This is a genomic window from Kurthia massiliensis (assembly GCF_000285555.1).
GTDB lineage: Bacteria > Bacillota > Bacilli > Bacillales_A > Planococcaceae > Kurthia > Kurthia massiliensis.
This window is the reverse complement of record NZ_HE610998.1, coordinates 181,016-197,400: the sequence shown is the minus strand read 5'-3', so window position 1 is coordinate 197,400 and position 16,385 is coordinate 181,016. Positions and strand designations below refer to the sequence as shown.

Annotated in this window: 16 protein-coding genes and 1 pseudogene; 5 read left to right on the top strand and 12 right to left on the bottom strand. The window is 39.6% G+C overall.

All coding sequences use genetic code 11. The features are described 5' to 3' along the window. Positions 1-108: 108 nt before the first annotated feature. The 5 genes from KMHG_RS08600 to KMHG_RS08585 form a co-directional block, all read right to left on the bottom strand. Complete coding sequence (locus tag KMHG_RS08600) at positions 109-918, bottom strand: Rossmann-like and DUF2520 domain-containing protein (protein ID WP_010288734.1); 810 nt, start codon at positions 916-918, stop codon at positions 109-111. 66 nt (positions 919-984) lie between these two features. Continuing rightward, positions 985-1,683, bottom strand: a complete 699-nt coding sequence (locus KMHG_RS17575) for a sulfurtransferase (protein WP_315969398.1) — start codon at positions 1,681-1,683, stop codon at positions 985-987. Beyond that, positions 1,623-1,805 (bottom strand): rhodanese-like domain-containing protein, encoded by a 183-nt coding sequence (locus KMHG_RS19760; protein ID WP_010288732.1) that lies wholly within the window; start codon positions 1,803-1,805, stop codon positions 1,623-1,625. Before KMHG_RS19760 ends, KMHG_RS17575 begins: the two co-directional genes overlap by 61 nt. Positions 1,806-1,927: 122 nt before the next feature. Continuing rightward, positions 1,928-2,434, bottom strand: coding sequence for a GNAT family N-acetyltransferase (locus KMHG_RS08590; protein WP_010288731.1), 507 nt, complete (start codon positions 2,432-2,434; stop codon positions 1,928-1,930). Between the two features lie 10 nt (positions 2,435-2,444). After that, positions 2,445-2,897 carry a MarR family winged helix-turn-helix transcriptional regulator gene (locus KMHG_RS08585; protein WP_010288729.1) on the bottom strand — a complete coding sequence of 151 codons (453 nt, stop codon included), beginning with the start codon at positions 2,895-2,897 and terminating at the stop codon, positions 2,445-2,447. A gap of 285 nt (positions 2,898-3,182) precedes the next feature. Here KMHG_RS08585 and KMHG_RS08580 point away from each other — a divergent pair, with 285 nt between their 5' ends. Beyond that, entirely contained in the window at positions 3,183-3,938 is a 756-nt protein-coding gene (locus tag KMHG_RS08580; protein ID WP_010288728.1) for a SigB/SigF/SigG family RNA polymerase sigma factor, read from the top strand. A 102-nt stretch (positions 3,939-4,040) separates the two neighbouring features. Here KMHG_RS08580 and KMHG_RS08575 read toward each other — a convergent pair whose 3' ends face one another. From KMHG_RS08575 to amaP, 7 genes are all read right to left on the bottom strand, one after another. After that, complete coding sequence (locus KMHG_RS08575; RefSeq protein ID WP_010288727.1) at positions 4,041-6,032, bottom strand: catalase; 1,992 nt, start codon at positions 6,030-6,032, stop codon at positions 4,041-4,043. 190 nt (positions 6,033-6,222) lie between these two features. Beyond that, positions 6,223-7,344 carry an FMNH2-dependent alkanesulfonate monooxygenase gene (gene ssuD / locus KMHG_RS08570; protein ID WP_010288724.1) on the bottom strand — a complete coding sequence of 374 codons (1,122 nt, stop codon included), beginning with the start codon at positions 7,342-7,344 and terminating at the stop codon, positions 6,223-6,225. 13 nt (positions 7,345-7,357) lie between these two features. After that, positions 7,358-8,512, bottom strand: a complete 1,155-nt coding sequence (locus KMHG_RS08565; protein ID WP_010288722.1) for an acyl-CoA dehydrogenase family protein — start codon at positions 8,510-8,512, stop codon at positions 7,358-7,360. Beyond that, positions 8,512-9,591 (bottom strand): dimethylsulfone monooxygenase SfnG, encoded by a 1,080-nt coding sequence (gene sfnG, locus KMHG_RS08560; RefSeq protein ID WP_010288719.1) that lies wholly within the window; start codon positions 9,589-9,591, stop codon positions 8,512-8,514. Before sfnG ends, KMHG_RS08565 begins: the two co-directional genes overlap by 1 nt. 68 nt (positions 9,592-9,659) lie before the next feature. Beyond that, the gene (locus tag KMHG_RS08555) at positions 9,660-9,929 is read right to left on the bottom strand and encodes a hypothetical protein (protein WP_010288717.1); all 270 of its coding nucleotides are present in this window, start codon (positions 9,927-9,929) and stop codon (positions 9,660-9,662) included. Positions 9,930-10,209: 280 nt separating this feature from the next. Further along, complete coding sequence (locus KMHG_RS08550) at positions 10,210-10,647, bottom strand: Asp23/Gls24 family envelope stress response protein (RefSeq protein WP_010288715.1); 438 nt, start codon at positions 10,645-10,647, stop codon at positions 10,210-10,212. A gap of 22 nt (positions 10,648-10,669) precedes the next feature. After that, positions 10,670-11,203, bottom strand: coding sequence for an alkaline shock response membrane anchor protein AmaP (gene amaP / locus KMHG_RS08545; RefSeq protein WP_010288713.1), 534 nt, complete (start codon positions 11,201-11,203; stop codon positions 10,670-10,672). Between the two features lie 177 nt (positions 11,204-11,380). On the opposite strand from amaP, the gene KMHG_RS08540 reads away from it, so the two are divergent. The 4 genes and pseudogenes from KMHG_RS08540 to KMHG_RS08525 all read left to right on the top strand — a co-directional run bounded on the left by KMHG_RS08540 (position 11,381) and on the right by KMHG_RS08525 (position 16,334). Continuing rightward, the gene (locus KMHG_RS08540) at positions 11,381-11,833 is read left to right on the top strand and encodes a hypothetical protein (protein WP_010288711.1); all 453 of its coding nucleotides are present in this window, start codon (positions 11,381-11,383) and stop codon (positions 11,831-11,833) included. Between the two features lie 115 nt (positions 11,834-11,948). Then, positions 11,949-13,799 (top strand): GTPase domain-containing protein, encoded by a 1,851-nt coding sequence (locus KMHG_RS08535; protein WP_010288709.1) that lies wholly within the window; start codon positions 11,949-11,951, stop codon positions 13,797-13,799. An 85-nt stretch (positions 13,800-13,884) separates the two neighbouring features. Further along, a pseudogene (locus tag KMHG_RS17570) lies at positions 13,885-15,068 on the top strand (RNA-guided endonuclease InsQ/TnpB family protein). Positions 15,069-15,218: 150 nt separating this feature from the next. Further along, entirely contained in the window at positions 15,219-16,334 is a 1,116-nt protein-coding gene (locus tag KMHG_RS08525; protein ID WP_010288707.1) for a YcjF family protein, read from the top strand. Positions 16,335-16,385: the final 51 nt, after the last annotated feature.

Below are 16,385 nucleotides of genomic sequence, written 5' to 3'. Positions count from 1 at the left end.
TTCTGAATTGTCAAACTATTTTTATATATTTATAAATATATAATTTTATAATTGTATAATAATATAAAAACCTAACATATATTAGGCTTTTACAAATATTACTCTATATTAAAATTTCCTCTTTAAAACATCATATGATTGCGCAGGATATTTTACTTGGGCTGTATCGATAACGAGTTTCGCTAATGTTGCATAAACCTCTTTTTCAGAAGCTTCTAGCGCTTGTAAATGTTTTTCAATCGTTGTAACATCATTTCGCTCAATTGGTCCTGTTAATGCCGCTACTGCGCCTCGTTCAAAAATATTTTGCGCATTTTGCCAAAATAAATGCTTATACGCTTGTGTCGCCGTTTCTTCAGAAAAACCGATGCTTTCAAACATTTGTTGTCCTGCATAGACGAGTCCATTGACAAAATTGCTCACCATCACACATGCCGCATGATACTTCGCTTTTTGATGTGCTTCAATGATTTGAATTGGATTGCCAAGCGTGGCGAGTTGTTGCTTGATTGCTTCCACATTTGGACTACCTTCTAACGTAAAAAGCACTTGTTCATTTAATGGCGTTTCTTTAGATGGAAATGCATATAATGGGTGGAACGCGTAAGCATTTGGTACTTGTAAAATGTGACTTGGTGCCGCGCCTGAACAATGGAATAAAACGTGATGCTGTAAATGTGGCATCAGTTGTGCTGCGACATGTTCAATATATGTATCAGACACAGTTATAAAAATCCAGTCGCTCTGTTTAACGAGTGCCTCTATCGTTGAAAATGCTGCTGTTGCTGATAACGTCGCACTTTCTTTCGCTTGTGCCGCATTGCGACTATAAAAACCACTAACTGCTAATCCTTGTTGCTTAAAGTAAATCGCAAGTGACGTGCCGACTTTACCTGCACCGTAAAAACCGATATTCATAAAATCCCCTCCACCCATTATTTTACACAAAAAAACTTAGTGCCAATAGACACTAAGTTTTACACTTTATAAAGTAACAAGCGGACAAGATGGATCTGCTGCCCATTCATTCATAGAGCCATCATATACCGCAACATTTTCTTGACCAAGTTTATTGAGTAATAATGCATTCCAAGTTGCTGCAATACCGCCACCACAATATGTGATCACTTTTTTCGTTGGATCTAGTGCGCCTATTTTTTCGAATGTTGCACGTAATACATCATCTTCAAACAGTAAGCGTGTTTCTGGATTTGAGTGACTACCGAAGAACGCATTTTTACTACCTGGAATGTGACCAGGGCGTGGGTACGTCGTCGTTTCTCCACGGAAATCCGCTTCTGATAAGCTATTAATTAAAATTACATTTTCATCATTCATCGCTGCTTTTACATCTTCTTTTGTAACGATTAATTCAGGGCGACGTTCAAATTCAAACGTTGTCGGCATCACTTGTTTTTCACCAGATTCCGTTACACGTCCGTCTAATTTCCATTTGCGGAAACCGCCGTCAAGCACAGCAACATTGTCGAAGCCTTCGTACTTTAACTGCCAACGAAGACGTGCTGACCAATCTGACGCTAAAACGTCTACGTTCACTAATGGACCGCGGTCATAAATCACAATAGCCGTATCTTTCGTAATACCAAGTGGCGCAACTGCTTTTAAAAATTGTTCGCGTGGCGCAATCGTAAATGGTGCTTTGCCGCTTCCGCACCTGACCAAATTTCTAGGTAACCTTCTTCTGGAATTTTTAAAAATGTTGATGCATCAATAATGCGTAAGTTGTCATCTTCTAAATGCGCTTCTAACCAAGCACCATCAACGATATGGGGGGTTTTTGTCATGTATATACGCTCCTTTAAATAATTTGAATTATAGCGAAAAAGAACGTTTTAAAACAATGAAAATCTATTCATTTTAAATGTTTTATAAGAATATTTATATCTTTATTCTACTAGCATATTGTTTATAACTTTTTTTCTAAAATGAAATCCGTTTGCGCTTCATCTCCCATCATGAAGTTATGAGCGCCTACTTGTTGGAAACCTACTTTTTTATAAAAGCCAATCGCGTTTTCATTTTTCTCCCATACACCTAGCCATACGTATTGTTTATCCGCAGCTTTCGCAAGTGATAATGCATGATTCATTAACACTTTCCCGAAGCCACGTTTCTGATACGCTTGTCGGACATAAATGCGTTCAATTTCAAAATGATCGTCGCCCATAGGCTCTGATTGCGCTTGCAGCATATTTACTTTTAAATAGCCGACAATCTCGTCCTCCTCATAAAGAAAATAAAAAGCACTATTTGGCGTATTTAACTCTCGTGTTAACTTTTCTGGCACGTAAGCGGTCGCTAAATAATCACGCATATTTTTTTCGCTATTTTGTGAAGCGAATGTGTCGTAAAATGTTTCTTCGCTAATTTGTTGCAGTGCTGGAATATCTGCTACTGTGCATTGTTTAATCATTGGTACCCTTCTAATAATCACGTTTATGACCTTTTTTTACGCGCTCCCAATCGACTTCAACGTTTTGACGTACTTTGTACAATGCCGCCTTTAGGACGTCGATTTCTTGTGCTGTAAAACCGCTTAAAGCGATATCGTTCGAATATTTATTCTCGCGTGCAATATATGGCCAAATACGTTCACCTTTCTCGGTCGTATACAATTTTTTTATTTTTTTATTGTGCGGATCGTTTCGTTTTTCGATAAATCCATTTTGCGCCAACTTTTGAATCGCTCGCGCCGCTGTCGTTCGGTCGACTTTAATCATTTCTGCTAACTTCTCTTGAATAATCCCTGGATTTTCGCCTATTCGAATCAAATATAAGTACTGACCTTTCGTGAGCTGCAAATCTTTAAATTCAATATTACTAATAGAATCGAGCGCACGTGCAATCATCCCAATTTCGCGTAAAATATCCGTCATATGGCACCTCTTTTTGTTGTATTTACAACATTACATTACCGTTTTTTTATTGTATTTGCAACATTTAATTTTGTATATTTAGTAATATTTTGGTTAAAATAATAGATTTTATCGACATTTTCGTTAATGCTTTTGTCGTATGTATTTTTTATTATGTGAAATTATACTATTTATTTTCCTATAATACTTTAGCTGAGACGGATAAAAGTACCCTTTTCCCTCTTTTTTACACATTTCTTTAAATAAGAGGGTAAAAGTATTGAACGTGACAAAGGAGGATTTACCATGGATTATGCTTCTGAAGAAAATATAAGGCACTGGATTGCTGAAGCGCAAAATGGAAATTGCGAAGCAAAGGAAAAACTAGTGCATAACTTTAACCCTCTCGTCATGTCTTTGGTTAATAAATATCGTCATAGCTCTCCAGAAAAAGAAGAATTGATGCAAATTGGGGTACTTGGTTTATTAAAAGCGATTGACCGCTTTGACTTAACAGCAGAAAATCGCTTCATCGGTTACGCAATTCCGACGATTTTAGGAGAATTACGACGGTATTTCCGAGATGAAACGTGGGATGTGCACGTACCCAGACGTGTGAAAGAGCTTTATAAACACGTAAATAAAGCTTTGTATGATTTATATGTCAAATATGAGCGTTCCCCAACCATTCCTGAAATGGCAACGTATTTAGAGGTTGATGAGGAAGCTATTCTCGAAACGATGGAGCTTATGAGTGGTTATAAAGCACTCTCACTTGAAACCCCACTTGATTCGGGATCTGGTGATGGCTCTGCTACTTCTATTTATGATTTACACGGTGAGATTGATCGTGATTTTGAAAAGGCAGAGGAAATGATTACAGCTAATCAAATTTTTTCTGTCCTCTCGCCTTTAGAAAGAGTCGTCATTCATTTATTATATATGGAAGAATTGACGCAAACGAAAGTGGCAGAGAAATTAAATATCTCTCAAATGCAAGTGTCACGTACGAGAAGACGCGCGCTGCAAAAATTAAAAAATGCTGTTTATGCGGAAACTTAATGGAATGTCAAAAGAGAAACTACCTTTATAATAGTAGTTTCTCTTTTTTGCGCACAAAAAAAGAAGGAAAGTTTCCTTCCCTCCTTTCAGATGATGCATCATTTAGCCAATGGCATCTTCACGCTCAAAATGTTGACCCTTCGCAAGGGATTCAATAAACGTTTCGATTGAACTTTCAACACCAGCACCTGTTTGATATGGTGGTTGCATCATTTTTTCTGTTAAATATCCGATTGTTTTATAATGGTTGTAAATTTCATCGACAAACTTTTCAACTTTACGTGTTAATAGCATATCGTTGAATACCCCAGCAACGAATAAACCGTCGTATAACACTGGAGAAGCTGTTTCAAACGTATGGTCGACTTCTAACGTACCGACTTTACCTTGTTGGCTACTAATCGTTTCAACAACAACGCCTTCTGCTTCTAATGCTTCTTTCACAGGCGATGCATCGATGTCTTCACTAATAATTAATGCGACTTTTTTCGATTTTACAAATTGAATTGGATTTTGGAACATGCTCACGGCTGGCGATGATTTTGTAACAAGATCTTCATTCGCAACGTGTGGTGCTGGTGGTGCAACACCGATTGTTTTCGCAAGTGTTGTTGCTAAGTCGTGATCGACATGCGCAAACATATCAACGACTTGTTTACGAACGTCTTTACTTTCGACTTTACCTACTTCGAAACAGAACGCTTTCGTAATATGTTCTTTTTCGACCGGTGTCATACTGTTCCAGAAAAGTCGCGCTTGTGTGAAGTGGTCTTTAAATGATTCACTACGTGCGCGTACTTTACGACCTTCTACTTTTTCATCGTAATGCTCATAGCCACCATCTTCGCGCGCTGTCACACTCGGCGTATTTTGTTGTAATGAATTTTGATTGTAACTTACTTGACCTCGATTAATCGTTTGGCGGTGATAACCATCGCGTTGATTGTTATGGAAAGGACAAACAGGACGGTTAATCGGAATTTCGTGGAAGTTTGGACCACCGAGACGGATTAATTGTGTATCTGTATAAGAGAATAGACGTCCTTGTAATAATGGGTCATTTGAGAAATCAATACCTGGTACGACATGTCCAGCGTGGAATGCGACTTGCTCTGTTTCAGCGAAGAAATTATCCACATTTTGATTTAACGTCATTAATCCAAGTTTACGTAATGGCACTTCTTCTTCTGGCCAAATTTTCGTTGGGTCTAATACGTCGAAATCAAAATCAAATTCTTTTGATTGTGGAATTAATTGCACAGCTAATTCATATTGTGGAAAATTACCTTGTTCGATATTGTCATATAAATCGCGGCGGTGGAAGTCTGGGTCTTTACCAGCTACTTTTTGCGCTTCATCCCAAACGAATGAATGTACGCCTAGTAACGGCTTCCAGTGGAATTTTACGAAATGCGCTTCGCCGGCACTGTTGACGAAACGATAAGTATTCACACCAAACCCTTCCATCATACGATAGCTTCGTGGAATTGAACGGTCTGACATATGCCACATGACCATATGTGCAGATTCTTGGTTATTCGCAATGAAGTCCCAAAATGTATCGTGGGCACTTTGCGCTTGTGGAATTTCATTATGTGGTTCCGGTTTGACTGCATGGACGAAATCAGGGAATTTAATCGCATCTTGAATGAAGAAAACTGGAATGTTGTTACCGACTAAATCGTAGTTCCCATCTTCTGTGTAAAACTTCGTTGCAAAGCCACGTGCATCTCGGACAGTGTCAGCAGAACCACGTGAGCCTGCAACAGTTGAAAAACGAACGAATACAGGCGTCTTTTTGCCTTTTTCATTTAAAAACTTCGCCATCGTAATATCGCTGGCATCTTCATAACATTCAAATACGCCATGTGCTGCGGTACCGCGCGCATGGACGACACGTTCTGGAATACGTTCATGGTCAAAGTGTGTCATCTTTTCGCGGAAGTGGAAATCTTCCATTAACGTTGGACCACGGTCACCAGCTTTTAACGAATGTTCATCATCATTGACTTTTACACCGTGATTTGTCGTTAAATCTTTACCTTCATCACTTACTGTATATTGTTCTAGTTGTTTTTTCTTTTGATTATCCATTGTTTGACTCCTCCTACACTGTACTTGGTGAAATGACGTTGATACATGTATAGTGTCATCACTTTGCTTTTTCACCCTTACTATTTTGCTACCCGCTAAAAAACGAATTTAACAGACCTTAAGCCCTATTTTCAAAAAAAGAGACCGCATGAGCGATCTCCTTTTTTCGTAAAGTTTAAAGCTGATTCATTTATTTTGCGCCAGCTAGTGTTAATCCACCAAATGGACTTAAGAACGTACGACCTAATTCATCTTTTTCTTGGTTGTAACCGAGAAGCGGGAATAACAATTCTGCAACTGTGTATGCTTCTTCTAAATGTGGGTAACCAGATAAAATAAATTTATCAATGCCTAAATCTTGATATTCTTTAATACGTGCGGCAACCGTTTCTGGATCACCGACAAGTGCTGTACCAGCGCCTGTACGAACAAGACCGACGCCTGCCCAAAGGTTTGGACTGACTTCTAAACGATTGCGATCGCCTTCATGTAAGCTTGTCATTAAACGTTGACCTTCTGAATCCATACGTTTAAATACAGCTTGTGCTTTTTCGATTGTTTCATCGTCGATACGCTCGATTAATTTATTCGCTGCCGCCCAAGCTTCTTCTTCTGTTTCACGAACGATGACGTGTAAACGAATACCGAACTCTACTTTGCGACCGTGTTCTGCCGCTTTTGCACGGACACGCGCTAATTTTTCTTTTACGGCTGCTGGTGGTTCACCCCACGTTAAGTACACATCTACGTGATCTGCTGCTACTTCGAGTGCTGCTGGTGAAGAACCGCCGAAATAAAGTGGTGGGTATGGTTTCTGTACTGTCGGATATGGTAGCTGACCACTTTCAATTTGTAAATAATCGCCTTGATATTGAACGTCCTCCTTCGTAAACAAATCGCGCCAAATCGTTAAAAATTCATCTGTTAAATCGTAACGTTGGTCATGATCAAGGAAAACGCCTTCTCCTGCCATCTCGACTGGATCGCCACCCGCTACGACATTGATTAATAAACGACCATTTGAATAACGGTCAAGCGTAGCAGACATACGTGCCGCAAAACTTGGTGACATTAAACCTGGACGAACTGCTACTAAATATTTTAATTTCTCTGTGACAGGTACAAGTGTTGAAGCAACGATAAAGCCTTCTTCACACGTTTTACCTGTCGGAATCAGTACGCCTGTATAGCCAAGTTGATCAACCGCTTGTGCAATTTGACGCGTATAATCTGCCGTCGCTGGACGAGCCCCTACTTCGTTATTTAATTGACGGAAGTCGCCATTTGTCGGAATGAACCAAAAGATTTCCATATTGTTTGCCCTCCTAAGAATATGCTGAGATTTCTGGATATTGATCATTTAATGTGTAGTTCCCTAAATCGCGAATTTTATAATCGATTGGGTCGTGTAACGTATGTGTACGAACATTGCGCCAATAACGGTCAAAGTTATATTTCGCAGATGTCGCACGCGCACCCATCATTTGGAACACGCGACTCGTCACATCAAGTGCCGTTTCAACGACTTGTACTTTCGCTGTCGCAACGGCAATGCTACACTCACCGCGCTGTGCCGTCGTAATCGCTTGTTTTTGCGCCCACGTATCGTTTAGTTTTTCGTTCGCAACGGCTACTAATGCATCGCTCGCTTGTAGTTTGACGAACAATTGACCGTAATGTTGAATGTAATACGGATCTTCCGTTGCCGTTGCTACATGTGACGTCACCCACGGACGCGTTTGTGTGCGCGTATAGTGTTGCGCGGCTTCAAAAGCACCTTCTGCTGTACCTAATAAAACGTGAATAAGTACAGATTGCGCAATATGTGTACGAACCGTTGCGAATAAATTGCTATCACCCGCTTCATATGCATCTAATATTTCATCATCATAGACGATGACTTGATCAAATGTGACATTGCCACTATCCGTTTGACGTTGACCGAATGCGTCCCAATCATTTTGCGTTGTAATACCTGCGCGCGACGTCGGAATAACTGCAATTAACGGCCCTGCACCATTCGGTTTTTGTGCTGAAATTAACAAGCAATCAGAATCACTTGCACCTGAGCAAAAACTTTTCGTACCGTTTATGTACCAAGCATCGTCAATACGTGTTGCTTGGACGTGTGTATCTAATGGATTGAATGCATTGCCCCAAAAATAATCGTTCGCAATCGTTTGTTGACGGAATTTTTCCACTTGCTCGGCTGTGCCATACAATTCAACTGATGCGCGGCATAAAAAATGATAGCCAAATAAATGTGCCAATGAACTATCGACTTTGGCAATTTGACGCGTAATCGCTAAAATATCTGTCCAGTTGTCTGTATGTAAACGTAATAAGCCACTTTTTCGTAGTAAATCACGTTCTGCTTTTGCGGTGCCGCCTTTTTTGTCGCGCTCGCTCGCTGTTTGCGCAAATGCTTCAACGAGCGTGCTGACGACTTCTTCTATTGGTTGTGTTAACACTGTTGTCATTAAATCCCCACCTCTAAGCCTAAGCGTGCTTCTTTTTCGCGAACGAGTGGCATCACTTTTTCACCGAACGCTTGCAAATCTTCTTCATAATGTAAGAAACCTGTTAAAACGATATCGACACCGATTTGTTTTAATTCGATAATGCGATCCGCTACTTGTTCAGCTGTACCGATTAGTCCAGTTTTAAAACCTTCATTGTACTGTAGTAAATTTTCGTACGACGTATCCGTCCACATCCCTTTACCATCGCTCGTCGATTGACCCGCTGTTTTGACAGATTGTTTAAATCCTTCAACCGCTTCTTGATCGGCGTGTTCCACGATATCGCGCAGCACTTGTTTTGCTTCTTTTTCCGTATCGCGCACGATGGCAAAACCGTTGACGCCAAATTTAATCGGGCCATGACCGTTCGCTTCACGTAGCGCACGTACTTCGTCAATTTGTGCTTTAATATTTTCAAGTGTATTCCCATTCATAAAGTAAACGTCTGATACACGACCTGCCATTTCTTTCGCCGCTTTTGAATTGCCACCTTGGAAAATCTCTGGCTGCTTTATTGGCTTCGGCTTTAGTTGCGCATCATTTAACGAATAAAAATCACCTTTGAAATTTGCATATTCCTCTGTCCAAAGCTCACGCAGTACACGAATAAATTCTTCTGAACGACGGTAGCGTTCATCATGGTCTAACCATGGCTCGCCGTATCCTGTAAACTCACCTTTGAACCAACCACTCACAATATTAATCGCACTACGACCGTTACTAATATGATCAATCGTACTAATGATTTTCGCCATTACACCTGGATGCCATAATCCTGGCAAGACAGCTGTAATAATGTTTAACTTCTTTGTGCGTGCCGCAAGTGCAGAAGCTAATGACGCTGCTTCTAATTGTAGTTCAGCACCATAGCTCGCAAAGAAACGTGTTTGTAATAAAACGTAGTCAAATCCAATATTTTCAGCAATCTCGGCATAACGTGCATTATCTTCAAAATCCCATCCTGTTTTTTGAGGTAGTTTTGAAATAACGAGACCCCCACTTACGTTTGGTGCCCAATAAGCAAATTGTAAAGACATGTGTATTCCCCCGTTTCTTTAATCATTATAATACTTATCAAATAACTATGAATTAACGTTAAATTTTTTTAGTGTACTGCGATTAAAACATCCACCTGATCCATAAAAGCTTCTAGTTTTCTAGTCAGCCCCCCTGGTCCAAACTTTGTCTTTTCAGTGCAGTGTTGCATACTAAATTGGAAAATAAGTTTGCGTCGTTCCACAATATCTGTAATACCTGTGTCGTAAAACCATGAATCAATCGTGTTATAAATGCCCTTATTTAGTGCAAAACGCTTCTCACAAAATTGTACAAATTGTAAATCTGGTAAGTGAAAAATTTCTTCTAATTGGACCATGATGTTTCCTCCTTCTCGTTATCCAAAAAAGCCCTACTAAGCATAATAAATTATGTTTAGTAGGACTCTAGTTGTCTAGTCAGCCTTTTATGAAAAGACAAAAGGAGGGCTCTTTAAAAAGAAGCCCTCCAGTTGTCTGGTCGGTCTGTTTATTTGTATATCTGATTATAAACACGTATATACCTAGTAGTCAAGTATGCTTTTTAAATATTCTGACATTTTTGTTAAGTATTTAAAAAAGCGAGGAACCTAATGTGAGTTAGGCCCTCGCTTCTATTCATTATCTTAAGTCATTGTTGCCTTTATCTTTTGACTTTTCTTGTGCAAATTCTTTTGCACTCATGACATCACTCACATGTACATTTACTTCTACTACGTGAATACCTGTCATGTAGTTTACTTGTTGTTTTACAAGGTCAACTACTTTTTTGAAGATCGTTGGCGCACTTTGGCCATACTCTAAAATGACTTTCAAGTCGACAATCGCTTGTTTTTCACCGACGTCTACTGACACACCTTTTGATAAGTTTTCACTACCAAAACGGTCTGTAAAGCCACCTTTCATATCTAAAATACCGTTAATCTCGCGCGCTGCAAGACCAGCAATTTTTTCGATGACACTGTCATCAAATGTTAGGCTGTTTTCGTATTTTGGTTGATTGTCCGCTACTTCTTTGTTTACACCTGCTTGTTCATTGTACACTTCTTCGTTTGGCATTTTCATCCGCTCCTTTTGCAAATTAAATTACACGACGTTTCAGTTCTTTCTGATCGAGCACTTGTAGCTTTAAGTTTTTTACGGGCAACTCCGCAAAAGCTTCCGCATTAGACTTAATGTCTTGATGCAGACGCTCTAACAACGCTTGCCTATCTTGCTTGGCCACGAGAAGATCGACAAAGATATCCATATAAGAATCTCGCTTTTTCTGATGTAACTTCACCGACACTTTCGGTTGGCGTACATCATCATACTTTGCAAGCGTATGTTGTACGTTATTTTCGATTGTTTGCTTATTAATATAAAAATCGCCGTCGTCAAACTTTTCGTAAATACCACGTTTTTTGTAAGACGTTGTAAAGGCGTAAAAAATAGAAATAAGCGCAATCAACACGATGACACCTGCAATTGTGTACAACGTCGGTGCAAACCAATTATATCGCCATAAGTCTTCTTGATACTTTGTAATGGCGCTATGTTCAATGGCCATAAATAATAAAGACCCTAAACCAACGAGTACGAGTAAACCGACGATGAAACTAATTAGTCTTTTCAAGTGGTCACCTCCTGTACGACGTACTAATAATGCTTTTCCACTATTTTCAAATAAATAAACCCGTTTCTTCAAAAACAAGGGTAGTTAACATCTTTTTTCCTATATTATCCTAATTCGCATATTTTTAATAAAAAACGGGAAAATAAATAATAATCTTGCATAGAAAGGCGGATTCTTATGAAGAATTGGAAAACACTCATTTTTACAACATCACTCGCCGCATCGCTTTTGACGACAACAACAATCGCCTCTGCTGACACTGTGAAAATTTATGATGCGAATTCATCCGCTACACAAATTGTTCCGAAAAAAACGTTAAACTATCAATATGCAACGCAAGGTTCCCTTACACAATTTTTAATGACACATCTTCAATATAAATCGTACGTCCAATCATACGCTGTCTCGAAAGATGAAAAAACAGTCGTATTATCTTTTAAAAAATCGATTATGAACAGTAAATACGTTCAAGGTTCTACCGGTGGTCAAATATTTACCGATCGCATTGCGATGACGTTTTTCAAAAATATGCCGAAATTAACGAAGTTACAGCTTCGCATAGAAGGTAAGTCTGTCTCACTAGACCACGTGAATTTTAGCGGTACCCTTACACGACAACAATATCGTTAATCTTCAATAGAAAAACGACACCTGAATATTTGCGGTGTCGTTTTTTACGTTCTATGAAACATTTTTTCGGGTATTCCGTATATATAACTACATTACAGAGAAACTGGTGATATAAATGGATTTAACACAATTGAACATTTTATTATACAAACAGCCTGCTGTTGCCAACTTTTCACTGCCACTTCAAACGGTCGGTGCGCTTCCGATTGTGCAAAGTGAAAACGCTGCGCAAGTGATGCTTTATGTGATGGCATCGTCCGGTCCGACGAAAGATGAACTGTATACGATTCAACAAGCTGCGAAAAAAATGCCGGTTGTCATCGGCATCTATGATGTAGACGGTGCCGTTGATGTAGAAATGACGCTCCCGCATAATGTCACGCTGGCAAATGCAGACGATCCACGTTTATTAGAAGATGCATTGTTCGACGCATATTTACGTGTCGTCCGCGCCTACTATCGTGCGCGCGTCATGGCGAAAGCGAAAAAAGCACTCGTTTCTTACAAATCAGACATCGAAAAAATATGGCGAACGAAACAAGCGCGTGCACAAGCAGAATCACTCGCGCATCAATTTTTACAGCAAGATTTAAAACCGATTTTGCACGATGTCGCGAAGCAAACGCTTGAGCCGTTATCACCGAGCATCGCTTTTTTCGAAGATGAGGCAGCACAAAAAATCACGTTTGAACTACTCACAAACAACGTCTCGAAATTTTTCCAACAATTGCGTTCATCCGAGCAACCAGATGAAAAGACGCCAGGGAAATTAAAAACCTTTTTCGGCAATACATCGCAAAAAGCACGCGCACTCATGAATAAATCATCATTTGAAGTCGCAGATGCTTTTGAACAATATGTGTTACAAGCGCTTCGGACGAATCAACACGTCGCAACGCTCATTTCACAATACATCGCGCAAGTAAAAGAAGCACTCATGCCGATGCACGCACGAGAAACGGTCAACGTCGCTATTCTCGGACAAACAGGTGTCGGCAAATCTTCATTAATCAACTATTTATTTAACGAGCCAAAGCGTGCCACTGGTGCGGGAAAACCTGTCACAGAACAAGGTTTTTTTGAAGAAAAACTAATGTTAAATGGTGTACCGGTGTCGTTAATTGACTCATGGGGCATTGAACAAGGAAAAGATGACGTCTGGATGGCGGATTTTAAACAATTTTTGCAATCGCGTGGTTATCAAGCAGCCGTTGCAGAATGGGTACACATTGCTATTTATTGCGTTTCTGCGGCATCAGCGCGCGTACAAGATTTTGATTTACAAGTTATTCAAATGCTACGCGATCAAAAAATCCACGTCCTTGTCGCCTTAACGAAAGCGTCTCTCGTCGATGAGGCAACGATTCACGCGCTTACAGAAACGATTGAAGATGCGACAGACGGCGGCGTGACCATCATTCCCGTCAATAGTGTCGAACAAAAACTAATGACAGGCGAAACAATTGCCCGTACAGGACTTGATGACATTACAGCGCAAATTCGCGTCAACTACTTAGACATGTTAAATGAACGCTTACCAGATCGCGTATTATATTTAGCGCGTCGGAAAGCTGCTGGGGAATATCGTCGACGCATTCATGAAAGCTTATCTAGCAAAGAAGCGGTACAATTGGCGAAACATTTGGCAACCCAATTTACAACACATGATTTACAGGCGCTGATGACACAGGAAGTACACGCAGCGATGCGCACATATGAAAGTACATTCGAATTAACGCGTACGACGCGACGTCAAATGCGCAAACAACCGAATGATTTTCATATCGAAGCGTTTGATAAACTTGAAGAAGCGTTCCGTTCAACAATTTTAATGCAGTCACCACCACAAGTGGCGCGTAAATTCCAACGAGATATGGAAAAATATATGACAGCACATGAAACACGTATCATTGACGAAACACGTCAATTAATTGTACAAGCAAGCAACACGATCAACGAGGAGTAATAAAACAGTAGACAAAAAAATAGACAAATGGGTATATATGTATAAAATGATATCTCGTTAAAATCAGGTGAAAGGATGCTAAGGAATGAAGCGGGCTTATAAGCTGGAAATAAAACCAACTGACCGGCAACGTGAAAAACTTATCAGAACTTTTGGTGTATGTCGCTATGTCTACAACATGTATATTGCAACGAATCGTGTTAACTATGAAGAGGGCAGAAAATTCATGAGCGGTTATGACTTCTCGAAATGGTTAAATAATGTGCACGTGAAGCAGCGTCAACAAGATTTGTGGATTAAATCCGTATCAAGTAAAGCTGTTAAACAATCCATTATGAATGCGGAACGTGCTTATAAAAATTTTTTCAAAGGTTTAAGTAAACACCCTCGTTTTAAGAAAAAAGCACGTCAAGATGTAAAAGCTTACTTTGCCAAAAATAATCAGACCGATTTTGAAGTAAAACGCCATCAAATCAAAGTACCTACGCTCGGCTGGGTAACATTGAAAGAATATGGTTATCTTCCGAAAGGTGCTGTCATCAAAAGCGGTACAGTATCACAAAAAGCTGACCGATTCTATATTTCTATTTTATGTGAAGTGCCTGCCTGCATAAAACAAACACCGGAATCAGAAGGCATCGGCATTGATTTAGGGATTAAAGATTTTGCCATTTTGAGTAATGGTAAAGTTTATGAAAATATCAATAAAACAGATAAAGTAAGAAAGCTTGAAAAACGATTAAAACAAGCGCAACGGAAATTGAGTAGAAGTTACGAACAAAACAAAGATAAAAAGGTAGGTGAAAACTGTTACTTTAACAATCGACAAAAACAAATTTGTCGTGTACAAAAGTTACATCAGCGTCTAGCAAATATTCGAGAAAATTATCATAAGAACATTGTGAGTGACTTGGTGAAAACCAAACCAGCATTCATTGCATTAGAAGATTTAAATGTTCGAGGGATGATGAAAAACAGACACTTATCAAAAGCGATTGTACAGCAAGGATTCTTCAATTTCAGAACTAAATTACAAATGAAGTGTGAAGCGTATGGCATTGAATTACGTCTTGTGAATCGCTTTTATCCAAGCTCAAAATTATGTAGCATATGCGGTCATAAAAAAGTAGATTTAACATTGAAAGAACGCGTTTATGGAAAGAACGCGTTTATGAATGCGCGAACTGTCATCAAGTGTTAGACCCAGATTTAAACGCTGCGATGAATTTAAAACAAGCTACACAATATGAATTGTTAGTGTCAGTTTAAATGAATAGTACGGTGGGCTACATCGGAATTGAAGCCTGTGGAGAATGACACCAAACGTTAGTAGGGAGTACGTGCCGAGAACGCATTCTAAGAAGCAGGAAAAAGCTAGATGTATACTTTTGTATATGTTTTTAGTAGCAGGCACAATAAATGTCTAAAGAAGAAACACAAATGGTCGCTCAAATCGAAAAAGCGATGGAGACCTTTTTAAAAGAAGATGGCAATGCCAATATTTTAGTCGTCGGTGCAACAGGTGTCGGTAAATCGGCACTCGTAAATAAAGTATTCGGCGTCGACTTTTCAAAAGTCGGTACAGGAAAACCGGTTACCCAAGAAACGACACGTTATACGGTTAAAGATATGCCAATTACGTTATTTGATACGAAAGGGTATGAATTAGCGAGCGAAGAACATAGTCGTTTCCTGAAAGAAATGCAGTTGTATATGAACGACAGCGCTAAAAAAATAAATGACCAAGTACACATCGTCTGGTATTGCATCGCTGCGCCGAACAGTCGCGTAACGGATATGGATATCGCGATGATCGAACAGTTTATGAAAACTGGAAAACCCGTTGCAGTCATCTTTACGAAATCAGACATGTCGACGATGGAAGATATTGAAGCAATGGCTGCTACGTTAGCACCAACAGGCGTGCAAAGCTTTTATGTATCGACACAATTTGACCAAGGCGGTAACTTCCAACTTGGAGAATTGATGACATGGACATACGAACAAATGGAGCCTTCTGTGAAATATGCGTTTTTACGTGCGCAACGTGCAAATGTCGACTTAGTGAAAAAAGAAGTCAACAAAGCGATTCGTCAACACGCAGCGGCGTCATTCGCAGTTGGATTTACACCGATTCCATTCGCAGATGGACCATTGCTGTTAGCAAACCAAAGCGCGATGATTGGCCGTATTATGAAACAATATCGTTTAGATAGCGATTTTGAAAATATTTCGATGATTGTGAGCGCGCTAGGAGCAGGCACGATCGTCAGCAATCTCGGTCGTTACTTAGTTGCGCAACTGACAAAATTTATTCCAGGTGCTGGTTCTGTCATTAACGGTTCTGTGGCGACAGCTATTACTGTTTCACTCGGCTTTACGATTTCTGAAATTTGCTATCGTATTGCGAAGAAAAATTTAAGTGGCGAAGACGTGACAGCATTCGTTTCGGATTTATTGAAAAGCGATGAAGTGAAACAACTATTCGACGAATTTTTCAAAAAAGAAATGGACGACCAGAAAAAGAAAAAATAACACAAGAGGCTGAGACATAAGTGTAAAAACACCCTCTCAAATGAGCATAAG